The 23148-nt window shown below is 68.5% G+C and carries 25 protein-coding genes; 13 read left to right on the plus strand and 12 right to left on the minus strand.

What is annotated here, in order from left to right:
• Positions 1-36: 36 nt before the first annotated feature.
• Positions 37-1254, minus strand: a complete 1218-nt coding sequence (locus EV652_RS25460) for an arginine deiminase (protein ID WP_132211708.1) — start codon at positions 1252-1254, stop codon at positions 37-39.
• Positions 1255-1548: 294 nt separating this feature from the next.
• On the opposite strand from EV652_RS25460, the gene EV652_RS25465 reads away from it, so the two are divergent.
• From EV652_RS25465 to EV652_RS25480, 4 genes are all read left to right on the plus strand, one after another.
• Positions 1549-2139, plus strand: a complete 591-nt coding sequence (locus tag EV652_RS25465; protein WP_132211709.1) for a dihydrofolate reductase family protein — start codon at positions 1549-1551, stop codon at positions 2137-2139.
• A gap of 215 nt (positions 2140-2354) precedes the next feature.
• On the plus strand, positions 2355-3143 hold the full coding sequence (locus tag EV652_RS25470; protein ID WP_132211710.1) for a glycosyltransferase: 789 nt from the start codon (positions 2355-2357) through the stop codon (positions 3141-3143).
• Positions 3140-4714, plus strand: a complete 1575-nt coding sequence (locus tag EV652_RS25475) for an MptA/MptB family glycosyltransferase (protein ID WP_132211711.1) — start codon at positions 3140-3142, stop codon at positions 4712-4714. Before EV652_RS25470 ends, EV652_RS25475 begins: the two co-directional genes overlap by 4 nt.
• Before the next feature lie 9 nt (positions 4715-4723).
• Positions 4724-5041: a cupin domain-containing protein gene (locus EV652_RS25480; protein ID WP_199238392.1), complete on the plus strand. Its 318-nt coding sequence runs from the start codon at positions 4724-4726 to the stop codon at positions 5039-5041.
• Here EV652_RS25480 and larC read toward each other — a convergent pair.
• Both larC and larB read right to left on the minus strand, forming a co-directional pair.
• Complete coding sequence (gene larC / locus EV652_RS25485; protein WP_132211712.1) at positions 5038-6441, minus strand: nickel pincer cofactor biosynthesis protein LarC; 1404 nt, start codon at positions 6439-6441, stop codon at positions 5038-5040. The genes EV652_RS25480 and larC overlap by 4 nt on opposite strands.
• Entirely contained in the window at positions 6438-7157 is a 720-nt protein-coding gene (larB, locus tag EV652_RS25490) for a nickel pincer cofactor biosynthesis protein LarB (RefSeq protein ID WP_132211713.1), read from the minus strand. The genes larC and larB overlap by 4 nt, the downstream gene beginning before the upstream one ends.
• Before the next feature lie 124 nt (positions 7158-7281).
• Between larB and EV652_RS25495 the strand changes: the two genes are divergently transcribed.
• On the plus strand, positions 7282-7776 hold the full coding sequence (locus tag EV652_RS25495) for a DUF4446 family protein (RefSeq protein WP_242001990.1): 495 nt from the start codon (positions 7282-7284) through the stop codon (positions 7774-7776).
• 23 nt (positions 7777-7799) lie between these two features.
• On the opposite strand, the gene EV652_RS25500 is transcribed toward EV652_RS25495, so the two are convergent.
• Positions 7800-9392 (minus strand): bifunctional phosphatase PAP2/diacylglycerol kinase family protein, encoded by a 1593-nt coding sequence (locus EV652_RS25500; protein WP_132211714.1) that lies wholly within the window; start codon positions 9390-9392, stop codon positions 7800-7802.
• 93 nt (positions 9393-9485) lie between these two features.
• On the opposite strand from EV652_RS25500, the gene serS reads away from it, so the two are divergent.
• Together serS and EV652_RS25510 are read left to right on the plus strand one after the other, a co-directional pair.
• On the plus strand, positions 9486-10760 hold the full coding sequence (gene serS, locus EV652_RS25505; protein ID WP_132211715.1) for a serine--tRNA ligase: 1275 nt from the start codon (positions 9486-9488) through the stop codon (positions 10758-10760).
• Positions 10757-11551: an HAD family hydrolase gene (locus EV652_RS25510; protein ID WP_132211716.1), complete on the plus strand. Its 795-nt coding sequence runs from the start codon at positions 10757-10759 to the stop codon at positions 11549-11551. The genes serS and EV652_RS25510 overlap by 4 nt, the downstream gene beginning before the upstream one ends.
• Before the next feature lie 179 nt (positions 11552-11730).
• Here EV652_RS25510 and EV652_RS25515 read toward each other — a convergent pair whose 3' ends face one another.
• Positions 11731-12285: a WhiB family transcriptional regulator gene (locus EV652_RS25515; RefSeq protein ID WP_242001991.1), complete on the minus strand. Its 555-nt coding sequence runs from the start codon at positions 12283-12285 to the stop codon at positions 11731-11733.
• A 542-nt stretch (positions 12286-12827) separates the two neighbouring features.
• Here EV652_RS25515 and EV652_RS25520 point away from each other — a divergent pair.
• A complete protein-coding gene (locus EV652_RS25520) occupies positions 12828-13682 on the plus strand; it encodes an HAD family hydrolase (RefSeq protein ID WP_132211718.1) in 855 nt (284 codons plus the stop codon).
• A gap of 4 nt (positions 13683-13686) precedes the next feature.
• On the opposite strand, the gene EV652_RS25525 is transcribed toward EV652_RS25520, so the two are convergent.
• From EV652_RS25525 to EV652_RS25540, 4 genes are all read right to left on the minus strand, one after another.
• Positions 13687-14295, minus strand: coding sequence for a bacterial proteasome activator family protein (locus tag EV652_RS25525; protein ID WP_132211719.1), 609 nt, complete (start codon positions 14293-14295; stop codon positions 13687-13689).
• 51 nt (positions 14296-14346) lie between these two features.
• Positions 14347-14877 carry a CGNR zinc finger domain-containing protein gene (locus EV652_RS25530; protein WP_132211720.1) on the minus strand — a complete coding sequence of 177 codons (531 nt, stop codon included), beginning with the start codon at positions 14875-14877 and terminating at the stop codon, positions 14347-14349.
• Between the two features lie 7 nt (positions 14878-14884).
• Entirely contained in the window at positions 14885-15574 is a 690-nt protein-coding gene (locus EV652_RS44135; RefSeq protein WP_158441238.1) for a hypothetical protein, read from the minus strand.
• 245 nt (positions 15575-15819) lie between these two features.
• Positions 15820-16395 (minus strand): TetR/AcrR family transcriptional regulator, encoded by a 576-nt coding sequence (locus EV652_RS25540; protein WP_132211722.1) that lies wholly within the window; start codon positions 16393-16395, stop codon positions 15820-15822.
• A gap of 71 nt (positions 16396-16466) precedes the next feature.
• Between EV652_RS25540 and EV652_RS25545 the strand changes: the two genes are divergently transcribed.
• A complete protein-coding gene (locus tag EV652_RS25545) occupies positions 16467-16883 on the plus strand; it encodes a VOC family protein (RefSeq protein WP_132211723.1) in 417 nt (138 codons plus the stop codon).
• 44 nt (positions 16884-16927) lie between these two features.
• On the opposite strand, the gene EV652_RS25550 is transcribed toward EV652_RS25545, so the two are convergent.
• Genes EV652_RS25550 through mobA form a run of 3 tightly spaced genes read right to left on the minus strand, consistent with a single transcriptional unit; the run spans position 16928 to position 19372 of the window.
• Entirely contained in the window at positions 16928-17905 is a 978-nt protein-coding gene (locus tag EV652_RS25550; protein ID WP_132211724.1) for an NAD(P)H-quinone oxidoreductase, read from the minus strand.
• Between the two features lie 17 nt (positions 17906-17922).
• Positions 17923-18798 carry a phosphotransferase family protein gene (locus EV652_RS25555; RefSeq protein ID WP_242001992.1) on the minus strand — a complete coding sequence of 292 codons (876 nt, stop codon included), beginning with the start codon at positions 18796-18798 and terminating at the stop codon, positions 17923-17925.
• Positions 18799-18832: 34 nt separating this feature from the next.
• Positions 18833-19372: a molybdenum cofactor guanylyltransferase gene (mobA, locus tag EV652_RS25560; protein ID WP_132211725.1), complete on the minus strand. Its 540-nt coding sequence runs from the start codon at positions 19370-19372 to the stop codon at positions 18833-18835.
• A gap of 73 nt (positions 19373-19445) precedes the next feature.
• Here mobA and EV652_RS25565 point away from each other — a divergent pair, with 73 nt between their 5' ends.
• The 4 genes from EV652_RS25565 to EV652_RS25580 all read left to right on the plus strand — a co-directional run bounded on the left by EV652_RS25565 (position 19446) and on the right by EV652_RS25580 (position 23117).
• Positions 19446-20237 (plus strand): carbon-nitrogen hydrolase family protein, encoded by a 792-nt coding sequence (locus EV652_RS25565; RefSeq protein WP_132211726.1) that lies wholly within the window; start codon positions 19446-19448, stop codon positions 20235-20237.
• A gap of 53 nt (positions 20238-20290) precedes the next feature.
• On the plus strand, positions 20291-21325 hold the full coding sequence (gene cobC, locus EV652_RS25570; RefSeq protein ID WP_132211727.1) for an Rv2231c family histidinol phosphate aminotransferase CobC: 1035 nt from the start codon (positions 20291-20293) through the stop codon (positions 21323-21325).
• A 122-nt stretch (positions 21326-21447) separates the two neighbouring features.
• Positions 21448-21870, plus strand: a complete 423-nt coding sequence (locus EV652_RS46045) for a BatC protein (RefSeq protein WP_199238394.1) — start codon at positions 21448-21450, stop codon at positions 21868-21870.
• Positions 21870-23117: a cupin domain-containing protein gene (locus tag EV652_RS25580; RefSeq protein ID WP_132211728.1), complete on the plus strand. Its 1248-nt coding sequence runs from the start codon at positions 21870-21872 to the stop codon at positions 23115-23117. Before EV652_RS46045 ends, EV652_RS25580 begins: the two co-directional genes overlap by 1 nt.
• Positions 23118-23148 lie beyond the last annotated feature (31 nt).

A 23148-nucleotide genomic window follows, 5' to 3' on the forward strand; every position in this document is an offset into this window, starting at 1 on the left:
GCTTACTAGGCCACTCGCGCGAAGGTTCAGGCACGCTCAGACCACCGCGAGTGGGGCGCGGAGAATCGGGCAGGACATGCACCGCGGCCCGCCGCGGCCGGAGCCGAGCTCGGAACCGGAGATGCGGATGACCTCGATCCCGGACTCCTCCAGGCGCGCGTTCGTCTCCACGGTGCGCTCGTACGCGATGCACACCCGCGGCGCCACCGCGAGGGTGTTGTTGCCGTCGTCCCACTGTTCGCGTTCGGCCGTGACGGGGTCTAGACCAGTGTCGATCCGCCGGAGTGTGTCGATGCCGAGGGCCTTCGCCGCCGCTACCAGGAACGGCTCCGGCTCGGCTACATGCAGCTGGTCGCCGTCCGTGGTGACCGCGTGTGCGCGCATCTCCTCGGCCATGTTCGGATACATCAGTACGGCGTCGACGTCGACCATCGTGCAGACCGTGTCGAGGTGCATCGTCGCCCGCTGTTGTGCGATCGGCACCGCGAGAACGGTGTGCGCCAGATCCTTCGCGAACACCCGCCGGGCCAGCCGCTCGACCCCCGCAGGCGTCGTCCGCTCGCCGACACCGACAGCCAGTACGCCGGGGCCGAGCGCGAGGACGTCACCGCCCTCGACGTGTTCGAGCTGGTGGCCGTACGTCTTGTCCGCGCCGGCGAACCGGGGATGGAAGGTGTAGATCAAGTCGGTCAGCTGGGTCTCGCGGACCCGGGCCGGCATCGCGAGCGAGGTGACGGCGACCGAGTCCCGGATCCACACGCTCGAGTCGCGGGTGAACAGCAAGTTCGGGAGTGGGTCGATCAGGAAGTCCTCGTGGGCGAGCAGCGACGTGACCAGGCCGCCGGCGCGGACTTCGTCGTTCCGTACGCCGGCCATCAGTGCCTCGGCCAGTTGCGCCGGATCGAGGTCGCTCAGTGAGACGCGGAGGTAGTCGCGCAGCGTGTCGCCGAGCCGGAGGTCCTCGATGGCGCCGGTGACGGCGACCGAACGTGCCTCGGGGTCGGCCAGCGCCTCGGTGAGCAGCTCGCCGAGGTACAGCACCTCGACGTCGCGGTCGCGCAGCGCCTGGGCGAACGCGTCGTGCTCCTCCTGCGCCCGGCCGACCCATGGGATGCCGTCGAAGAGCAGTTTGTCGTTGTTCCGCGGGGTGAGCCGACGGAGTTCGTTGCCGGGCCGGTGCAGCATCACCGTCCGCAGCGGTCCGACCTCACTGTCGACGCCGTACCCCTTGTCGACTCCCTGAGTCTCGGTCATCCGCCTGTCCCTTCTCCGGTCGTCCCAACCACGCTACGGCAGCCGCGTCCTGCACGCTGGATGCCGCTCCAATCTGTCTGATTGTCCGACAATATTCCTCAACCTCCAACCCTCGGTGGATGAGAGACGGCACACGTTGTACGCCGCTCGGCTGTGTCGCGATGCCGAGGGCGGAGGTGGGTCGGCCAGGGGCCGGGGGATATCGGCCAGGTGGCAGATGTTCGGGGGGTCGAGTGGGGACAGGATTTTTGGTGTGAGGACGCCGAGAGGGTGTCCGGGACCGGAGGTACCGAGATGACACGCAAGGTGACCGCCAACATCACGCTCTCGCTGGACGGGCGGGTAAACGGTGTAGGTGGCGACTTCGATATGGGCTGGATCGTGCCGCACGCGATCACCGAGGCGTCCCGGGATCACATGATCCGGGTGACGGAGCCTGGGACCACGATTCTGCTGGGTCGGAAGAACTACGAAGGGTTCGGCGGGTTCTGGCCGGCGGTGGCCGACGACGAGAATGCGGCGCCGCAGGACCGGGCCGTGGCGAAGTGGATGAACGAGACGGAGAAGGTCGTCTTGTCGTCGACGCTGACCGAGGCGAGCTGGCAGAACAGCAGGATCGTGGACGCCGAGGCCGCCGATGTGGTCAAGCAGTTGCGCGGCGAGGACGGCGGCGACATCATCGTGCTGGCCAGTGTCAGCGTGATCAAGGCGCTGCTGGACGCGGACGAGGTCGACCGGCTGAGCATCACGCTCGCGCCGGAGTTGGTGGGCGGCGGCGCCCGGCTCTTCGAGGACGGTCTGCCGGCGTCCTCCTGGCAGCTGGCCGACTCGACGCCGACGGAGTCCGGCGCCATCTGTCTGCTCTTCGACCGCGTCCGCTCGTGAGTGCGCGGCACCCGCACTCGCGATGACTGTGTGTGCTTGTGAATTGTTCATGGAGTCCTCCGCTCAGCTGGTTGATCGGCTCTCGGCAGAGAAGATGCCGTGATCCGGGCGGAGGGCTTCCGGGTTTTCCACAGGTCGTTCGAAAGAACGAGATATCCACAGCGGCCGGGAACTGACGAGGTCGTTCGGCTGCGGAGGAACTAGGCTGCGGTGCTGTGTCCGGTCATGACCTGCCTTCCGAGCCGTTCGAGCGAGCCGTCGCCTGTGTGATCCCGGCGAAGGACGAAGCGGAGCGGATCGCGGTCACGGTGGACGCGGTGAACAAGATCATCGGGGTGGACCTGGTCGTGGTCGTCGACGACGGCTCGGCGGACGGTACGGCGGAAGCCGCCGAGCGCGCCGGGGCGGTCGTCGTACGGCACGAGCGGAACCGGGGGAAGGCAGCGGCGATGGAGACCGGAGCGGCGGCGGTCGCGGAGCGCGACGGCGCACGCGCGCGGCACCTGCTCTTCCTCGACGCCGACCTGACCGACTCCGCGACCGCGGCGGCGCCGCTGATCGAGCCGGTGCAGAGCGGCACCGCGGACATGACCATCGGCACGCTGCCGATGCAGGTGCGTGCGGACGGTTCCAAGGCGGGTGGTCACGGGTTCGTCGTCAAGCTCGCGCGGGCGGGGATCGAGGAGGCGACGGGCTGGGCGCCGGAGCAGCCGCTGTCCGGGCAGCGTTGCCTGACCCGGGTCGCGTTCGACGCCGCCGTACCGCTGGCCGCCGGATTCGGCGTCGAGACCGCGCTGAGCATCGACCTCGGCCGCAAGGGGTTCCGCATCCTCGAGGTGCCGATCGAGGTCAAGCACCGGGCCACCGGAACGGACCTGCGCGGCCAACTGCACCGCGGCCGTCAGTACCTGCATGTCCGCCGCGCCCTCGCCGCGCGCAGCGCCTTGCCAGCCGGAAGCGGTCCGTCGCTACGCAGTCTGATCCCGCGGAAGCCGGCGCAATGAGCAGCAGCACGCCCGGCGACACCTCCGAGACGACAGACCCGCGGTTGGCCGATCGCTACGGACGCCGCGCGGTCGCGCTGTACCTCGCCAGTACGACGCTCATCGTGGCAGCCGGCCTGCTCGGCCCGTCCGTGGTCGTGCTGACGCTGACGAACCGGCACGCGTGGCTTCCGTCGTACTGGTTCGACAGCAAGCCGAACGACTGGCTCGTCACCGTGATGATCTACGTCGCCATCCTGCTCGGTGGGTACGGCGTCTTCCTCGCGACCAGGGCACTCAAACACGGCTGGGCGCCGCGGGTCGAGCGATTGGTTGCTCTGGGCATCGGTACGACGGCCGCCATCACGCTGGTCCCGCCGATGGCATCGGGCGACGTCCTGATCTATGCGGCGTACGGCCGGATCATGTCGCTCGGCGGCGACCCGTACACGACCGCGCCGGCGGACACGATCCGCCTCGGGTACGACCCGGTGATCGCGGCGACCGAGCGGCCGTGGCAGGGCGCGAAGAGTGTGTACGGACCGATCGCGACCTGGGTCCAGTGGATCTCGTCGCTGATCGGTGGCGACTCGATGCAGTTGACCGTGTGGATGCTCCAGTTGTCCGTCGCGATCAGCCTGGTCGTCACCGGGCTGCTCCTGCTCAAGCTGGTCGGGCCGAACCTGCCGAACCGCCGGCGCGTGGTGATGCTCGGCCTGGCCAACCCGCTGATCCTGTGGACAGTTCTGGCCGGTGCGCACAACGACGCGATCGCGGTGATGTTCGCGGTGATGGCGCTGGTGCTGTTCCGGAAGCACGTGTTCTGGGCGGGCATCCTGATCGGTGTCGCGGGCTGCACGAAGCTGTCGATCGGCCTGGTCGGCGTGGCGATGCTGTGGGCGCTGCACACGGATCGGCGGAAGGCTGCGATCTTCTGCGGTGGTGGCGCCCTGGCCATGGGCGGTCTGTATGCCTTTGTCGGCCTGCAGGCGTTCCAGCAGGCACGCTCGCAGACGTCGTTCATCTCCACCGGTACGCCGCACAAGGTGTTGCTGAGCTTCTTCGACCTGTTCTTGCCAGGCGCGTTGGTCAGGACGTTCCTGGCGATCATCGCGTGGCTCGGACTCGTGGTCGTCGCGATCCTGCTGTCCCAGGTGTTCCCGAAGTCGCTGGTTCCGCAGACGCATCCGGACGACCCGACGCCGGCCGCGATCCGCTACACCGCGATCTACGCGATCGCCTGGATCCTGACCGCGATGTACTCGCTGCCCTGGTACGACCTGATCGCCTGGGTCGCGCTGGCCGCCGTGGCGGCGTCGAAGGTGGACGGGTTGATGGTGATCCGGACGACGATGCTGGCGATCGCCTACGTGCCCGGACGAGATCCGAACGCACGCCAAGTGGCAGCGAGTCTCTCGGACTCGCTGGAATGGTTCAGCGCGCGTCTGCGCGACACGATCTGCCCGGCGATCGAGCTGGCGGTCCTGATCGCGCTCATCGTCTGGGCCCGCCGCGGCGGTGCTCAGTGGTGGCCGTACGACTGGCCGCGTCGCAAGCAGAAAGCCGTGCCGCAGAAGGCCGAAGCCCACTAGTCTCGCCGGGTGAAGAAACTGGTGGGGGCGGGCGTCTTCGTGCGCCGCGAGCCGAACGACTACGTGGAACAGTTCCGGAACGAGTCGATGTCGGTGGGTACCTACTCGATCCCGGCCGGCGGTGTGGACGACCAGGCGCCGCACCACGAGGACGAGATCTACGTCGTCACGACCGGCCGGGCGACCCTGGTGACGCCGAGCGGGTCCGAGCCGGTCGGGCCGGGCGACGTACTCTTCGTCCCGGCCGAGGAGGAGCATCGGTTCACCGACATCACCGAGGACCTCGCACTTCTGGTCTTCTTCGCCCCTCCCTACAGCGGTCGTTAGCGCCAGAGGGGTTCTGCTGCTGCGGCGGCTCGGGCGAGGATGACCTTGACCGGTTGCTTGAGCTCGGCCGCGGCGGCCACGACGTCGTCGTACTCGGGTTGCACGTTGACGACCTGGCCGTCGTACCGGGCGATCTTGATGCTGATGCGCTGGCCGTCGACCTCGACGCTGGTGAACTCGCGGTCGGCGGCGTGCTTGCTGATCGGGAACTCGCGCAGGCCGATCGCCGTGGTCTCGGTGAGGATCACGCGGCGGACCGCGTCGGCGTTCACGCTGCTGACCAGGACCGAGAGGGTGTGCGCGGGCCGGCCCTTCTTCATCAGGATCGGCGTCAGCCAGGCGTCGGCCGCACCGGCCTCGAGCAGGCGGGCGAGGGTCTGCGGCCAGAGGCGTGGGTCGAGGTCGTCGACGTTGGTCTCGTAGACGAGTTCGGTCGCCGGGCGGGCGGTGGTCTCGCCGACGACCACGCGGACGAGGTTCGGCACCTCGACCGGGTCGCGGCCGCCGGCGCCGACGCCGGTCCGGGTGATCCGCATCGGCGGGATCATGCCGAACTCGTCGGCCAGCGTGGCGAGCAGTGCGGCACCGGTCGGTGTCGTCATCTCGTACGGCGCTGTGCCGCCGACGACAGGGGCTTCGGCCTCGGAGAGCAGGTGGAGTACGGCGGGACCGGGCACCGGGATGCCGCCGTGCTGACCGCGCACCTGGCGACCGCCGCCGAGTGCGATCGTCGACACCACGACCCGGTCCAGCCCGAGTGACACCGAAGCCGCCGCGACGCCGACGATGTCCGCGATCGCATCCAGCGCCCCGACTTCGTGAAAGTGCACCGCATCCGGCTCGACCCCGTGCGCCGAGGCCTCGGCCCGAGCCAGTCGCGCGAAGGTGTCCAGCGCCCGAGCCTGTACGGCGTCATCCAGCCCAGCCGCCTCAATCAGCCGCCGGACCTCGGCCCAAGGGCGAGTCGGCCCGTGCCCGTGCCCAGCAGCCTGCTCCTCGCCCTGCCCGTGTCCGTGCCCATGCCCGTGGCCGACTGCATCGTGATCCCCTGCGGGGACGGGAGCGGAGGCGGGGTGGGAGTGAGCCGCAGCCGGACTCTCGCCGACTGCGGAAGTGGAGGGGTGGGCGACGGCCGGGTTCGTGCCGGGAGGGGTGGATGTCGCCGGCCCGGTCTCGGTGGGTGGGACGTTTTCGGGGTGGGGGGTGCCGGAGACGCGGACCGTGGCCTTGGTGGCGGCGATCTGGTGGCGGGCGGTGCGCTCGACTGTGACCGACAACGACGGATCCACCGCGGCGACGGCCGCGTTGATCGCCGTGAGATCGGCGCCGGCGTCCAGGAAGGCGCCCAGGAGCATGTCCCCGGACGCACCGGCGGAGCAGTCGATCCAGGCGATCCTCACTGGTTCTCCTTGATTTCGCGGGGCGCCGAGCGCCGGGCCACCCGGGCCGCGAACACGCCGGCCCCGAAGCCGTTGTCGATGTTCACCACGGTCACACCCGGCGCGCACGAGTTGAGCATCCCCAGCAACGCGGCGACCCCGCCGAACGAAGCGCCGTACCCGACCGACGTCGGTACGGCGACCAGCGGTACGCCAACCAATCCGCCGATGACGCTCGGGAGCGCGCCCTCCATACCGGCGACGACGATCAGGCAGTCCGCCGCATCCAGGCGCTCACGTACTCCCATCACCCGGTGCAGCCCCGCTACACCCACGTCGTTGACCACATCCACTTCGGCGCCGAACACCCGGGCGGTGGTCGCCGCCTCGGCTGCCACTGGGGCGTCCGACGTACCGGCGGCCACGACGGCGACCGTCCCCCGCAGTACGGGCGGCTCACCGAGGACCGCGGTACGGCCGACTGGATCGACCACTGCGGTCGGCAGAGCGGCGGCAACGGCCTCCTGCGCCTCCACGCTCAGGCGAGTGGCCAGTACGGCGTGAGACGGGTGGGTGGCGTGGAGAGTGCGCAGCAACTCGACCACCTGGGCGGGGGTCTTGCCGGCGCCGTAGACCACCTCGGCGTCGCCGGTACGCTCCAGTCGATCGGTGTCGAGGCGGGCGTATCCGAGGTCGTGGACGCCCGGCTGGGGACCTGGGTCAGGCAAATGTGTCACGTCGTGAATCTACGTTGCGCCCGACACCAGCACGTCGTGTGGTCCACCGAAAAGCACCACCCGAGCACTCTCCGCAATCGCCTGAATACTCAAGTATGACAAGCGATGCTTTAGGCTTCCGTGCGTGTCTTCGACGTTAGCCAGTGCATTCGGAATCGCCGCTCTGTTCGTGGCGGTCCTCGCCCTGGTGTTCGCCATCCAGGCGTTGCGAACGCAGTCCGGTGCCGCCAGGACGGCCAAGCTGCCCGCGACGCCCACGCCCGAGCCCGAGCCGCAGCCGGGGCAGCCGGAGGCCAAGCCGGGCACGGTCAGATCCGAGCTGCGGAAGCTGGGCAAGGAGATCGAGGTGACCCGCGGGGAGCTGCGCGAGTCGCTGCAGCACCTGGCGGTGGTCCGGTACGACGCTTTCGGCGACACCGGCGGGAAGTTGTCGTGGTCGATGGCGCTGCTCGACGACAAGGGCGACGGGGTCGTGCTGACCTCGATCAACAGCCGGGCCGATGCGCGCACGTACGCCAAGGAGGTCCGGGCGTTCGCGAGCGAGGCCAAGCTGTCGCCGGAGGAGGAAGAGGCGATCGAGACCCTCCGTAAGGAAGCCGGCCCGACCGTCGAAGGCTGAGTGAGCACTTCACAGGCAACGAGTCAACGGCGCTTCGGCACCCGAGCCACCAGCGCCCCGGCCTCGATCTCGGCCGTCAGCGAGCGCCCCGGCCCGATCGGATCCCCGTCGAGTTGCCGCTGGACGTCGACCTCCGCGGTGATCTCCACCTTCCGGCCGGTGAAGCGCTCCAGGTACATGTCGGCGCGGTTCGTCCGCGTCATCAGCCGCCAGACGACGATCGGCCACTGGGTCACCCGTCGCGGCGCGATCACGACGACGTCGAGCAGGCCGTCGTCCGGCCGGGCGTCCGGGAGCAGCGGGATGTTCGCCTGCAGCATGCCCACGTTGCCGACCACGACCGTCCGCACCCGGCGCTCCATCGGCTCCTCGTCGTCGAGCGTGATCTGGACCCGCACGGACGGGTGGTTGATGTTCTTCGCCGCCGACACCAGGTACGCCGTCCAGCCGATCTGACGCTTCAGGTGCGGCGGCGCGTCCGAGATGATCGCCGCGTCCAGCCCGAGCCCGGCCATCACCGCGAACCGGTCGGTGTCCAGCTCGTCACCGTGCACCTTGACCAGGTCGATCCGCCGGTCCCGGCCTTCCAGGATCCGCTCCAGCGCGTCGTCCAGGTCGAGCGGGATGTGCAGGTTCCGGGCCAGCAGGTTGCCGGTGCCGGCCGGGATCACCCCGACCGGGATCCCGGTGTGCGCCAGCCCCGCGCAGACGACCCGGACCGTACCGTCGCCGCCCGCCACCAGCACCAGATCCGACTCGTTCTCGATCGCCCGCTTGGCCATCGCGTTCCCGGCGTCGTCCTCGCGGGTCTCCAGCCAGAGCGGGTCGTCGAACCCCCGGACCGACAGTGCCCGCGTCACCTTCCGCCGGAACGCCACCCCGTCGCCGACCTTGATCGGGTTCACGATCACGGCGGCTCGTGGCGGGATCGACGTACCGTCGTCATCCGAAGGGGTACGACGACGCCGTCGCCGCAGCCCTGCGCGTAACCCGAACCCGATCGACGTGGCGGTGAGGATGGCCAGGCCGAGCGCCCAGCCGCCGAGCACGTCGGACACGTAGTGCACGTTCAGCGCGATTCGGTCGGCCGACGCGATCCACACCACCGCGATCGTCGGCAGCATCACCAGCAGGCGAAACCGGCGCCGCCACCCACGCACCGACGGCAGGACGACGCCCAGCGCGCCGGCCATCACGAACGCGGCGGTGGCATGGCTGGAGACGAAGGACCAGCCGTCGGCGTCGACCAGCATCGGGGCCGGCCGAGGCCGGTCGAAGATGTGCCTGACCGCGCTGACCAGGCCCAGTTCCGCGCCGGCCGTGACCAGCAGCCAGACCGTCAGCAGCCGGGCCCGCCGGTGCCAGAGGTACGCCGCGACGATCACGATGACCGCTCGCATCGCCCAGGGCAGGAACACGTCGCCGGTCACATGCCAGAGATCCACCACGTTCGGGTGGGTGGCGCCGTACGACGCGGCCCGGGCGGAGACGGACTGGTCCCAGCGCTCCAGCGGCCCCCAGTGGTTGGCGACGAGCAGGGTGATCACGATGAACGGCAGCGCACCCAGCACGACCGTGAGCCCACGGCCGACCGGACTGGGTGGATGGTGGTTCATGACCCGCTCGATTCCCCCTCGTGATCGCGTGCGTCCAGCCCATCATCCCGAATAGACTTCGCCCCTTCTGACACGCCCCGATACCCTCATCGTGTGATTGACGCGAAACTGCTCCGTGAGAACCCCGATGTCGTGCGCGCGGCCCTGACCAAGCGCGGTGAGAGTGCGGACCTGGTCGACCAGATCCTGGTGGCCGACAGTGAGCGTCGATCGTCCATCTCCGCCTTCGAGGCGCTGCGGGCCGAGCAGAAGGGTCTCGGCAAGCAGGTCGCCCAGGCCAAGGGCGACGAGCGGGCCGCGCTGCTGGAGCGGACCAAGACGCTGGCCGGCGAGGTGAAGGCCACCGAGGCGGCCGCGAACGAGGCCGGGAACCGCTTCGACGAGCTCGCCCGCGCCCTGCCGAACCTGGTGTCCGACGACGCCCCGGTCGGCGGCGAGGACGACTTCGTCGTGGTCGAGGAGATCGGCAAGCCCCGTGACTTCACCGCCGAGGGTTTCGAGCCGCGGGACCACCTGGAGCTGGGCGAGCTGCTCGGCGCGATCGACATGGAACGCGGCGCGAAGATCTCCGGCTCGCGGTTCTACTTCCTCAAGGGTGTCGGCATGCTGCTCCAGCTCGGCATGCTCCAGCTGGCCATCCAGCAGGCGGTCGAGGCCGGTTTCACCCCGATGATCACGCCGACGCTGGTCAAGCCCGAGGTGATGGGCGGCACCGGCTACCTGTCCGCCCACGACGACGTCTACCGGCTCGAGGACCCCGAGCTGTACCTGACCGGTACGTCGGAGGTCGCCCTGGCCGGCTACCACATGGACGAGATCATCGACCTTTCCGCCGGCCCGATCCGGTACGCCGGCTGGTCGTCGTGCTACCGCAAGGAAGCCGGGTCGCACGGGAAGGACACCCGCGGGATCATCCGCGTCCACCAGTTCGACAAGGTCGAGATGTTCTCCTACTGCAGCCTGGAGGATGCGGCCGCGGAGCACTTGCGGCTGCTCGACTGGGAGAAGGAGATGCTCGACAAGATGGAGTTGAGCTACCGGGTGATCGACACCGCGACACGTGACCTCGGCGTCTCGGCGTACCGGAAGTTCGACTGCGAGGCGTGGGTGCCGACGCAGGGCCGGTACCGCGAGCTGACCTCGACGTCGAACTGCACCGACTTCCAGGCCCGCCGGCTGAACATCCGGCACCGCGACGCCGACGGCAAGACCCAGCCGGTCGCGACGCTGAACGGGACGCTGGCCACCACCCGCTGGATCGTCGCCATCCTGGAGACGCACCAGCTGGCCGACGGCTCGGTCCGGGTGCCGACCGCGCTGCGTCCGTACGTCGGCGGTCGCGAGGTCCTCGAACCGGTTGGCAGATGACAGACACGCCGCGGCCGACGGCCGTTGCCCTGGACATCGATGGCACTCTGCTCGACCACGACGAACTGCTGTCTCCGGCGGTGATCGACGCGGTCCGGCGCACCGCTGCCGAAGTACCGGTGATCCTGGCTACCGGCCGGGGCTGGCAGACCACCCGGCCGGTGGCCGAGCGGCTCGGCCTGGCCGCCGGCACATTGGTTGTCTGTAGCAACGGTGCGCGGACGATGCGGTTCCCGGCCGGCGAGGTGGTCGACGAGCGGACCTTCGACCCGACGACAGTGATCGCGTCGGTGCGCAAGCACGCGCCGAACGCCCGGATGGCGGTCGAGGAGTACGACGGCAGCTACCTGGTCACCGCGCCGTTCCCGGACGGCGACCTCGGGCCCGAGGCACAGATCCGGGTGGTCGGCCCCGAGGACCTGGCACCGGAACCCGTGACCCGGTTGATCATCCGGGACCCGGAGCAGTCGGAGGCGGACTTCGTCCACCTGGCGGAACGCCTCGGCCTGCACGGGGTGAGCTACTTCGTCGGCTGGACCGCGTGGCTGGACATCGCCCCCGAGGGTGTGGACAAGTCGACCGGGCTGAAGGTCGCGCTGGCGCAGTACGACCTGGACCCCTCCGGACTGGTCGCGCTCGGGGACGGACGCAACGACATCGAGATGCTGACGTACGCCGGTCTCGGCATCGCGATGGGGTCGGCGCCGGACGAGGTGAAGGCGGCCGCCGACGAGGTGACCAAGTCGGTCCAGGACGACGGTGTCGCCGCTGTCCTCAATCGCTGGTTCTGACCCATCCATCCAGTCGAACCGATGGCGGCCGTGCTGCCAACACCTTTCGAGCAGAATCGAAAGGCTTGACAGAGATAGATTGCCATAGGCAACCGAAAGGCCCGGAACTCCTGCGTACGCAGGGGTTCCGGGCCTTCGCTGTCAGTGTCCGACAGTCCGCTGGCGGGCCGAATATCGGATCAGGCGACGCGGCTGCTGCCGGTCCGGCGCGGCTGGCGCTGCTGGTCGACGACCGTGTCGAAGGCGTCGAGTACGGCGTTGACCTGCGGCCGCGGCCGCGGGGTCTTGGCGGCCGGGCTCTGACCGCGGCGCGCCCGGCGCAGGTGACGCTTCACCGTCGACAGCGAGCAGCCGAGCCGCATGGCCAGGGACTCCAGGCTGTCGTTCGGGTACTGCGTCCGCAGCCGCAGCACCTCTTCGTGGCTGACCGGCCGGCGGGTCCCGCGGGCCCCGGCGAGCTGGTCGAAGTCGTCGGCCTGCACCTCGACGTCGAGCAGGTTACGCATCGAACGCCGTTGTGCGGCAGTGGTTCCGGCGACGAAACCGCTGACATCGTGCTCGGCAACCGCGCTGTACAGGCAGTCGGTGAACAGCGGACACGAAGCACACAAGGTCTTCGCCTCCCGCACGAGCTGTTCGTACCGCTCGCGCGTCCGCCGGGTGGCGGATGCGGGCGGCGGCTCCTCCATCAGGCGGTGCTGGAAAATATCCGACCGGGCGATGCAGCCGGTCATTGCCCCTTCCGTGCTGGAAGATGTGTCGACAGCGGCTCGGGAACTGCTGCCCCCTGATCCCGCTAGATTGGCGCTGTTGACGGTCATCGTGGCTCCCCAAGTATCAGGACCCGCGTGAACGAACGACGGTGAACGACGTTCGGCCATGCGGATCCACTAGCTGATGGACCGACGAACTGTTGCCGACCCACCGTTGTCGCCCCGGCGTGGGACGCACCGATCCATAACTGTTGACGCCGCTGCTGTGGTTTTGGTTGCAGCCAATTCCACAACAGTTTTCCGACGTTTGTATGTGCTTCCAGGGTGGGGCTACATCAGTCGCGCTGATCCAGAACAGGCTTACGACGCGGTCGAATCGCCCCCGGTTCCCCGCCAGACCACCGCATGAAATCACGCGTAAACCGTGCTGCGCAGGGGAACTTGCTGCCTTTGCAGCATCCTGCCGTAACGGTCTGGTGACGTTGTTCAAGGCTCAATCAGATTGGTCAGAAACGTCTGAAACCGGGCGCCGATCGCTTGCGCCGGACGGCCCGGGAGGGGTAATGAGCAATCCTCAGAAGGCCGGATACGGTGGTCCGGTGACGGCCCTTGACGACCTCCGCCCACCCCGTCTGATCGCCACCGATCTTGACGGAACCTTAGTACGCAGCGACGGAACCATCTCCGCGCGTACCCGATCAGCTGTGCTCGCGGCCCAACACGCCGGAAGTGTTTTCGTGATGGTCACCGCCCGGCCACCTCGCTGGCTGCACGACCTGGCCGATCTGGTCGGCGAACACGGTGTCGCAATTGTTGCCAACGGCGCCATTCTGTACGACGTCGTCCGGCGGCAGGCGATCCGGACCCGGCTGATCGATCCGGCGGTCGCCCTCGAGGTGGCGCAGGCGATCCGGGCCGAGATTCCCGAAGTGGAGTTCGCGATCGAACGATCGGACCGCTACGGGCAGGAACCGCACTACGTGAACCGCTGGCCGAAGCCCGACGACACGTTGGTCGCCGGAATCGAAGTGCTGTTGTCCGAGCCGGCCGCGAAACTGCTCGTCCGCCATCCGAGCTGGCACTCCGACGATCTGCTGGCCCGGATCAACCCGGTCGTCGCCGACCGGGTCACCGCCAGCCACAGCGGCGGGACGAGCCTGGTGGAGATCTCCGCGAGCGGTGTGTCCAAGGCGGCGATGCTGGCCGATTTCGCTGCTACCCAAGGGATTCCGGCCGCGGAGGCGATCGCGTTCGGTGACTCGATCAACGATCTGCCGATGCTCGCCTGGGCCGGTACGTCGTACGGGGTGGCCAACGCGCATGCCGAGGTGCTGGCGATGGTGGACACGGTGTGCCCGTCAAACGACGAGGACGGCGTCGCCGCCGTCCTCGAAGAGTTGTTTCAGCCTTTGAATTAATGGATTACAGATACATCCCACCGCTGCCGGGGCCATCGGTGCTGCCCTGCGGTGAGCCTGGGAACCCCGGAGCCTCATCGCCTTGGATCTGCTGGCCGCCGGGCAGTGCGCGACGCATGCCCTCCAGCTGCTGGCGGGCCGCCATCTGCTGGGCGAACAACGCCGTCTGGATGCCGTGGAACAGGCCTTCCAGCCAGCCCACCAGCTGGGCCTGCGCGATCCGCAGCTCGGCCTCGGTCGGCACGCTGTCGTCGGTGAAGTCGAGGCTGAGCCGTTCCAGCTCGTCGACCAGCTCCGGTGCGAGGCCGGTCTCGAGCTCCTTGATGGAGACCTTGTGGATCGACTTCAGTCGCTGCCGGGAGGCTTCGTCGAGCGGTGCCGACTTCACCTCCTCGAGGAGTGTCCGGATCATGTTCGCGACCCGCATCACCTTGGCCGGCTGCTCGACCAGTTCGGTCACCGACCGCTGCTCGTCGCGCTCGTCGTCATCGCTGTCGGAGCGCGGCGGCCCCTCGACGGCCATGCCGTCCGGCCCGACGATCAGCACCTTGCCGTCCTCGGTCCGCGCCCCGGCCATCGGAGTCTCCTGGCCCTCGCTGCTGCTCTCGCTCATCTGCCCATCCTAGGCGCCGTTCGTCCCGATCCGCGGATGGGCTGTGGATGACTACGATGAGCGAGCACGATGGCGTCGTACGGCGTCCCGGTTGGCGCAGGCGGGGCTGCAGTACCGCTGCCGGCCGGTCCGGGACAGGTCGGCGTACACGTTGTCGCAGCCGTCCGTCGCGCACCGGCCGAGGCGGGTGATGCCACGGCCCGCCAGGTGCAGCGCAGTACCCGTGCTGATCAGTGTCGCGACCAGTCGTCCGACCGGGACCTTCTCCGGCCGGTAGTGCATGTGCCAGCCGTCGCCCGCGTGGTTGGTCAGCCGCGGATGCTCGGTGTACTTGGCCAGCATCGCGTTGACCAGGTCGACGCGCGTCTGCTCGTCCTTTGCGTCAATCACTGCGAGCCACTCGTCCAGCGCAACCCGTACGGCGGACAGGTCAGCGTCGGTGACGCTGCGCTCGCGCACCAGCCGGCTCTCGACGCCGCTCTCCTCACACCGCTCGGCCAACTCCGCAGGCGAGTGGGCCGGTCGCGTGACGAGGTTGACGGCCAGCAGGACCGCGTCGGCGCCGTAAGGGTTGAGATGCATAATGGCATTACATCACGATGGATCCATGACAGCCAGACTCGAAGCCCACCGCCACCGTTGGACGGTGGCGTCCTCCCATCAGGTCAGTGAAGGCCTGGTCGTCTACCAGCGGTGTGCCTGCGGTCAGTGGAGAGTCACAAGCACACCACCGCCGTACCCGGTTGCCTACCCTGAGCAGGCGCGGATCGCGAGCTAGTCGATCCGGCTCACCATCGGCAAGCGCGACCGCGTCAACCAGGCAAGGAGCCCGGCGAACAGCGGTACGACGATCACGAATGCCACCGATCTCCAGCCACGGCACCACGAAATGCGGTGATCCGAAGGCTGCGTGTGCTGTGTAGCCGTAGAGCGCACCGACACCCACGCCCAGCACGCAACCGAGCTGTCCCAGCACCCACGCCTGTGCGGCCGCGAGGATTCCGATCAGGAAGAGCCGCGCGGGACTCTGGTACCCCTTCTCGATTGTCACCAGGTCGTCGTGGCCGAGCAGGCGATTGGCGGCAGCGAGTTCGTCCTTGGACGGCGTACGGCTCAGCCCGTACTCGACCTGAAGCATGCCCACGGTGCCGTACTTGGCGGCCGCCTCCGGGCTGATGAGTGCGGCGTCCGGCAGTACCAGGACCGCGGGTACGCCGCCCGCGTAGACCGCTGCGTGGCGGTCGATCCGCTTGCCGCTGGTCGCGGTGCCACTGATCACCTCGACCGTGTCCTTGGTGGTGAGATCGGGCGGCCGTAGCGGCGACGGCCATCATGATCGCCGCGGTGGCGGGGCCGGTGCGATGCCGGTGCCGGGCAGCATCGCGCAGCGCGAGCCGACCGCTCAGCGGCAAGCGTCCGGCCAGGCCCGAGAGCTTGCCGACCAGACTCGGCAGCGACCAGACGAGGCCGGCGATCACCATGGTGATTCCCAACAGGACAAGGGCAATACTGAGTATGCTCGGGTCAACGGTGGTCGCCGACCAGGCGGCGGACGAGGCGCTCGGTGGTCTTGTCGACGTCGTACGGGCGGCCGGTGCCGGGGGTGAGCTGGTCGAGGACGAGGCCGTCGATGGCGAAGTGGAGGAGACGGATCTCTTCGGCGCCGCCCGGCAGGCCGGCGTTGGAGTTGAAGGCGACGTCGGCGTCGAAGCCCTGCCGCAGGGTGCGGGACAGGATCTCGTGCAGGCCGGGTCGGCGGGCTGCTTCGAGTCGAAGCTCCAGAAGGGCGAGGGAAAGCTCGGGCCGGCCGAGCAGCCGCTCGACGATATAGCGGACGTAGTCGACCATCAGGTCGATCGTCGGCTCGCGCTTGGACAGTGGCTCGACGACGGCTTCGTCGGGGGCGAGACGCTCGAAGATCCGCTCGCCGAGCGCGCCGAGCAGTGCGTCGCGGGTGCGGAAGTAGTTGGACGCCGTACCGGCCGGGAGTCCTGCCGCGGCGTCGACGGCTCGGTGGGTCAGGCCGCGGGCGCCGGCTTCGGCGAGGACGGCCAGGCCTGCGTCGGCGAGTTGGGTACGGCGTTCGGGGTTCCTTGGCATTTGACAAGGCTAGCAGAGTCCACTACAACTGTCGTACACAACAACGACAGATGTAGTAGTCAGGAGAACGTATGCAACCCGCCGCTTTCGGCGCCACCGTGGTCACGGACCGACCGGCGGAGGTCGCCGCCTTCTACCAACAGCACTTCGATCTGCAGCTCACGCTCGACCTCGGCTGGTTCATGACGTTGCGTCGTGGCGAGGCGGACTGGGAGATCGCCATCTGCCAACGCGGCCACGAGACGGTTCCGGCCGCGGTGAGCCAGTTGACCGAGAGCACGAACCTGTTCGGCTTCGTCGTCGAGGACGCGGACAAGGTCGCGCAGTCCTTGGTCGAAGCGGGTGTGAAGCTCGAGTCCGAGGTGGTCACCGAGGTCTTCGGCCAGCGTCACTTCTTCGTCCGGGACCCCGAAGGCAGCTGGCTGGACGTCATTCAGCTGGTGTCCCCGGACCCGCAATGGCTGGCCGAGAACTTCCCGGCGACGTGAGCCGACGTCCGCCCTCAGCTGGTTCGGCCTGAGATGGTTCGCCCTCAGATGGTGAGGAGGACCTTGCCGATCTGGGCGGACTGCTCGAGGGTCTCGTGGGCGCGGGCGACCTGGTCGAGGGGGAAGGTGGTGTGCACGATCGGGCGCACCTTCTTCTCCGCGATCAGCGGCCAGACGTGACCGACGACCTCGCTGAGGATGTGGCCCTTCTCCGCAACGGAACGGACGCGGAGAAGGGATCCGGTGATCGAGCCGCGGCGGCTCATCAGCCGGCTGATGTCGAGTTCGCCCTTCGTGCCACCCTGCAGGCCGATCACCACGAGGCGACCGTCGTACGCGAGGGACTTCACGTTGTCGGCCAGGTACTTCGCGCCGATGATGTCGAGGATGACGTCCGCGCCGGCTTTGCCGGTCGCCTCCTTCACCACTGACGCCCACTCGGCTTCTTTGTAGTTGATCGCGACGTCGGCGCCGAGCCGGGTGCAGTACTCCATCTTGTCCGTGCTGCCGACCGTGGTCAGCACCCGCGCGCCGTGCGCGACGGCGAGCTGGATCGCCATCGTCCCGATGCCCGATGCGCCGCCGTGGACGAGTAGGGTCTCGCCCTCCTTGAGGTGCGCGGTCATGAAGACGTTCGCCCACACCGTGGCGACCACCTCGGGCAGTGCCGCCGCGCTGACCAGGTCGAGACCGTCGGGGACAGGCATCACCTGCGGCGCCGGTACGGCGACCTTCTCGGCGTACCCGCCGCCCGCGAGCAGTGCGCAGCACTCGTCACCGACGGACCAGCCCTCGACCTCGGAACCGACCGCGGAGATGGTCCCGGACACCTCGAGCCCGAGCGTTCCCGGCGCGCCCGGCGGTGGTGGATAGAGGCCTTTGCGCTGCAGCAGGTCGGGCCGGTTCACCCCGGCCGCCACCACGTCGATGACGACCTCGTCGACGGCCGGTGTCGGATCCTCGATCTCGCCGATCTGGAGAACTTCGATTCCGCCGGCACCCTCACATACGACAGCTCGCATGCTGCACACGGTACCCGTTACGTTCGGACGATCTCGGCCATGTCTCCGGCGATGCTGTCCAGGTGAACGGTGGTGCCTATCGAAGCGAACCAGTCCCATAGTTCGAGCGAGTGGTAGAGCCGGTAGAGGGTGGTCCGTTCCCGCCAGTCCGGGGGCAGGTCGCCGTACCCGTCCCGGAGGCCGTCCAGCTTCTCTTCGTTCCCGCGGATGGAGTAGGACTGCGTCTTGGCCAGGTCCATCAGCGGGTCGGCGGCGATCGCGTTCTCGACGTCGATGAAGCCGGTGACGCGCCAGGTCGACGGATCCACCAGCACGTTGCCCTCATGGAAATCGTTGTGACAGAGGACTGGCGTCGTGCTGGACTCGAGGAGTGCGGCGTGTGTCTCGACGTACTGCTGGATGCCCTGGTGTAGTGCGGGATCGCCGTTCAGGTCCTCGAATTCCTTGAGTTTCTTGGCGAATTGGCGCCGCATGTACTGCGTGTTGTCCGGCAGCGGGTCGAGGATCTCGTCGGTGAGATAGCCGTACGCCGGCTGCTCGATGCGATGGATCGCGGCCAGGAGCTGTCCGAGTTGTTGGTACGTCGCTCGCCAGTCGGGCGGATCGGTCTCGGACAGTGGTACGCCGTCCAGCTTCGTCAGGATGGTGAAGCTGTCTCCCACGTGGATGACCTTGGGGACGGTGTCGGCCAGTTGCGTTTCGAGCAGGCCGTAGACGTGGACTTCTTTGGCTTGTTTCCAGGCCCATTCGGGTGTGTAGACCTTGACGATCAGCGGTTGTGCGGCTCTACGTCGTACCTCGAAGACCGTGCTGAGTTGGCCGCCGGTCCGTCGTACGACCTCGGCGATCTCGCTGCCGGGGCAGGCCTTGGCAACCATCGCCTCGATGTCCACGACTTTCACGGTAGAAGGGCTGTCCACCGGTTATTCAGTCGTCCAAGTCGGCCCAAGTGTCGACGTCATGGCCGGCTCGTGTTGGCGCGGACCAGGTCAGGTCGAGGCCGGCGAGGGAGCGTCGTACCGACTTGTCCCGGGGATCGCCGACCTGCTGGATGGCCTCGGCAAGTTTTGTCCGACGGTAGGCCGTGGCGAGGTGTTGTTCGTGGCCTTCGGTGTCCCGCAGTCCGTGGCCGTCGTGGTCGCCGAGCCCGTTGATCAGGTTGGTGATGTCGCCCTTGGTCAACCAGGGGAGGTCGCAGCTGAGCACCACGACCACGGGAGTGGTGCCGTGGGCGAGTCCGGCTGCGATTCCTGCCATCGGGCCGCCGGACGGTGGGTCCTCGACGGTCCAGTCGACCGGGCGGCACGTGGTGCGGATCGGGCCGACCACAACGGTCGAGGTGGCGTCCTCCGTTGCCGTCAGCACCCGGTCGAGCATGGTGACGCCGTCGAGCACCAGCATGGCCTTGTCCACCCCGCCGAACCGGGTCGACCCGCCCCCGGCCAGCACCAACGCGTCGTATTCCACGTCGACAGTGTGCCAACTGGACCTGCATCGCGTGGCGAGGCCCGCGGCGGCGGGAATGCGGCACCATGGAGGCGTGAAGATCGCCGTGGTGCAGACCGCCAGCAGCTACGACAAGGCCGCCAACCGCGAACTGGTGACCAGGGTCGTCGCTGACGCTGCGCGCGAGCGGCCGGATCTCGTCGTACTGCCGGAAGCGATCATGTCCGACTTCGCGCTCGAGGGCGGCTCGGTGGCGGAGGCCGCGGAGGCGCTGGACGGGGAGTTCGTCGCCACCCTGCGCAAGAGCGCGGTGGAGCACGGGGTGGCGATCGTGGCGGGGATGTTCGAACGCAGCTGCGACCAGCACCGTCCGTACAACACGTTGCTGGCGGTCGGCGCGGACGGCTCGCTGCTGGGTGCATACCGGAAGATCCATCTGTACGACGCGTTCGGCTACAAGGAGTCCGATCAGCTGACGTCGGGCGATGTCGCGCCGGTTGTCGTCTCGGTGGGCGGGATGTCTTTCGGGCTGATGACTTGCTACGACCTGCGGTTCCCGGAGTTGTCCCGCGCACTCGTCGACGCCGGCGCCGAGGGCCTCGTCGTACCGGCCGCCTGGGTCCGCGGGCCGCTGAAAGAGCACCACTGGACGACGTTGCTGACCGCGCGCGCCGTCGAGAACACCTGCTACGTCGTCGCGGCCGCCCAGAACGGCAAGAAGTACTGCGGCCTCAGCCAGGTCATCGACCCCCAAGGCGTCACCATCGCTTCGGCCGGCGAAGCCGATGGCCAGGCCTTCGCGGAACTCTCGGGTGACCGCTTGGCCGACGTACGCCACCGGAACCCCTCCTTGAAGAACCGCCGCTACACCGTCACGCCCCGCTGACGTGGTGTGCGGACTCACAGACCACGAGCGCCGGGAGCGGTTAGCCTCCTGAGGTGGCCGATGGGTTTGATCTGGAGCATCACGGTGATCTCGAGGTGGGGGGTGGGCTGGTCGATCTGGCGGTCAACGTCCGGACCGGCACACCGCCTGGCTGGTTGGTTGACGAGATCACGGGCAGTCTGAGCGACCTGGCGTCGTACCCGCGGCAGGATGCGGCGCTGGCGGCCGTCGCCGCGCGGCACCGGGTGACGGCGGATCGGGTGCTGCTGACGGCTGGGGCCGCGGAGGCGTTCGTGCTGATCGCCCGCGCGTTCCGGCCGCGGCATGCGGTCGTGGTACATCCACAGTTCACCGAGCCCGAGGCGGCGCTGCGGTCGGCCGGGCACGTGGTGGACCGGGTTCTCCTGCGGCCGGAGGATGGGTTCGTTCTCGATCCTCGGGTGGTGCCGGCCGACGCGGATCTCGTGGTCATCGGTAACCCGACCAACCCCACGTCGGTGCTTCACCGCGCCGACGACCTGCGCGAACTGGCGCGACCCGACCGGATCCTGGTCGTCGACGAGGCGTTCATGGACGCCGTGCCAGGTGAGCCGGAGTCGCTCGCCGGTGCCTCGATCCCCGGGCTGGTCGTGATCCGCAGCCTGACCAAGACCTGGGGTCTCGCCGGCCTGCGGGTCGGGTATGTCCTCGCCGCCCCGGGATTGATCGAGCAGCTCGCGGCGGTGCAGCCGCACTGGCCGGTGTCCACTCCTGCGCTGGCTGCGGCAATTGCCTGCAGCAACGAGCACGCGCTCGCCGAAGCGGCCCAGGCTGCTCTCGACATCGACAGACAACGTGCCTACCTGCTGGACGCTTTGTTCGATCCTGTCGACCTGCGTTCGAGGACGTACGGCGTGCCGCGCGGGCCGTTCGTGTTGGTGCAGGTCGAGGGTGGCGCCGTACTGCGGAACGCCTTACGGGAGCGGGGATTCGCGGTGCGCCGCGGCGACACCTTCCCAGGGCTCGGGTCGGACTGGCTGCGGATCGCCGTACGTCCGGAAGAGATCACCGAGTCCTTCGTGAAGGTGTGGCGCGACCTTCGCGGTTGAACCGAGTCGTCGCTGTAACCCTGGTGGGGTTTAGCCCGTCTTCACTTTGCGCACAGGATGGTCGCAGAGTGTCCGCTTCCATGTCCGGCACTCTCGCGGCCAGTTGCGAAGGGAGCAGCACGATGAGTCTGAACAACGACGACATGACGACCTCGTCCGAAGGTGACGAGGGTCTGGCGGACGGTGGCGCGACCGCGGGTGCGACGGATGGTGGTGCTGACGGCGGCGCCGGCGAGTACGGAGGCTCAGCCGGCGGCGAGTCCTCAAGCGAGGGGCCGGCGGACGGCGGCGCTACGCCAGGCGGCACGGATGGTGGCGCGGATGGCGGTGCCGATGGTGGCGCTGACGGTGGTGCGGGCGGCTCCGGTGGTGGTGAAGGACCTGCAGACGGCGGCGCGTCGCCTGGTGTCAGCGACGGTGGCGCCGACGGAGGTGCCGATGGTGGTGCTGGGGGCGGCTCCGAAGGACCTGCTGACGGTGGCGCCGACCCGAACGCGACCGACGGCGGGGCCGACGGTGGAGCCAGCGGGAGCTCCGGAAGTTGATGAGGACGGTGCCGGGGGCCGGGCCGCTGCCGGACGAGCGCCCGGCTCTCCGGCGCTGTGTAGCGGGTGATCTGGACGAGTTCGCGCGTTCCTACTGGGGCGCGCGGGCTCTGCTGTCGCACGGCCCGGACCTGCCGGCGCCGTACGACGACCTGTTCAGCCTGGACGCCGCGGACGAGCTCCTGTCCCGCCGCGGCCTCCGCACTCCGTTCCTGCGCATCGCGAAGAACGGAGAGGTCGTCGGCGACGCGCAGTTCACCGGGTCGGGCGGTGTGGGTGCGGAGATCGCCGACCAGGTCCGCGACGACAAGGTGGCAGCGCTCTTCGCTAGCGGGCACACCGTCGTACTGCAGGCGCTGCACCGCACCTGGCCGGCACTCGTCGACTTCGGCACGCAGTTGTCGGTGGACGCGGGTCACCCGGTGCAGATCAACGCGTACATCACTCCTGCGGAGTCACAGGGGTTCTCCGCGCACTACGACGTACACGACGTCTTCGTACTGCAGGTGGCAGGTGAGAAACACTGGACCGTGCACGAGCCGGTGCACGTGGACCCGCTGCGCAACCAGCCGTGGACGGACCATTCGCAGGCTGTAGCTGCTGCTGCGCGCGACAGGGCTCCGGTGATTGACGACGTACTGCGGCCGGGTGATGCGCTGTACGTGCCGCGGGGCTTCCTGCACTCGGCGAAGGCGCTGGGTGGGGTCAGTGCGCACCTGACTGTCGGACTGCACACGATGACGCGCTATCTGCTCGTGCAGGAGCTCGCAGCGCTCGCTGCGGACCAGACCGCGTTGCGCGCTGCCCTGCCGCTTGGCTTCGATGCTGGCGACCCTGCGCAGGTCAGTGAGGTCTTGGCAGAGGTGGTGGACCTCTTCGTGCAGCAGATCCAGTCCGCAACGCCTGATGAGCTGGCTGAGCGTCTCCGCCGTCGTACGTGGTCCAGCACTCGTCCCGCACCGCTGGCGCCCCTGGCCCACGCCGCTTCGATCGCGTCCTTGGCTGTCGGTACGACGGTGCGCCTCCGGGCCGGCCTTCGCTGCCGCGTCGTACCGGGGGATCCTGTGGTTCTTCAGCTTCCCGATCGCAGGATCACGCTTCCCGCGATCACGGCCGAAGCCGTCCAGGCGGTCTGCTCCGGTGCCGATCACAAGGTCGGCGATCTTCCGGGGCTCGACGAGCAGGACCAGTTGGTCCTGGTACGCCGACTGCTCACCGAGGCAGTTCTCGTCACGAGCACCTCGTAGGCCGTGGATTGGTTGCAGCGGGCAACAGTAG

It is taken from the genome of Kribbella steppae, assembly GCF_004342025.1.
GTDB classification, from domain to species: domain Bacteria; phylum Actinomycetota; class Actinomycetes; order Propionibacteriales; family Kribbellaceae; genus Kribbella; species Kribbella steppae.

Excerpts from the sequence above, each read along its gene's own strand:
- EV652_RS25475 (WP_132211711.1), top strand. The coding sequence starts at position 3,140 with ATGAGCAGCAGCACGCCCGGCGACACCTCCGAGACGACAGACCCGCGG.
- EV652_RS25510 (WP_132211716.1), top strand. The coding sequence starts at position 10,757 with ATGACAGACACGCCGCGGCCGACGGCCGTTGCCCTGGACATCGATGGC.
- EV652_RS25500 (WP_132211714.1), bottom strand. The coding sequence starts at position 9,392 with ATGAACCACCATCCACCCAGTCCGGTCGGCCGTGGGCTCACGGTCGTG.
- EV652_RS25580 (WP_132211728.1), top strand. The coding sequence starts at position 21,870 with ATGAGGACGGTGCCGGGGGCCGGGCCGCTGCCGGACGAGCGCCCGGCT.
- EV652_RS25525 (WP_132211719.1), bottom strand. The coding sequence starts at position 14,295 with ATGAGCGAGAGCAGCAGCGAGGGCCAGGAGACTCCGATGGCCGGGGCG.
- EV652_RS25550 (WP_132211724.1), bottom strand. The coding sequence starts at position 17,905 with ATGCGAGCTGTCGTATGTGAGGGTGCCGGCGGAATCGAAGTTCTCCAG.
- EV652_RS25515 (WP_242001991.1), bottom strand. The coding sequence starts at position 12,285 with ATGACCGGCTGCATCGCCCGGTCGGATATTTTCCAGCACCGCCTGATG.
- EV652_RS25520 (WP_132211718.1), top strand. The coding sequence starts at position 12,828 with ATGAGCAATCCTCAGAAGGCCGGATACGGTGGTCCGGTGACGGCCCTT.
- EV652_RS25465 (WP_132211709.1), top strand. The coding sequence starts at position 1,549 with ATGACACGCAAGGTGACCGCCAACATCACGCTCTCGCTGGACGGGCGG.
- EV652_RS25540 (WP_132211722.1), bottom strand. The coding sequence starts at position 16,395 with ATGCCAAGGAACCCCGAACGCCGTACCCAACTCGCCGACGCAGGCCTG.
- EV652_RS25460 (WP_132211708.1), bottom strand. The coding sequence starts at position 1,254 with ATGACCGAGACTCAGGGAGTCGACAAGGGGTACGGCGTCGACAGTGAG.
- EV652_RS25545 (WP_132211723.1), top strand. The coding sequence starts at position 16,467 with ATGCAACCCGCCGCTTTCGGCGCCACCGTGGTCACGGACCGACCGGCG.
- EV652_RS46045 (WP_199238394.1), top strand. The coding sequence starts at position 21,448 with ATGAGTCTGAACAACGACGACATGACGACCTCGTCCGAAGGTGACGAG.
- EV652_RS25530 (WP_132211720.1), bottom strand. The coding sequence starts at position 14,877 with ATGCATCTCAACCCTTACGGCGCCGACGCGGTCCTGCTGGCCGTCAAC.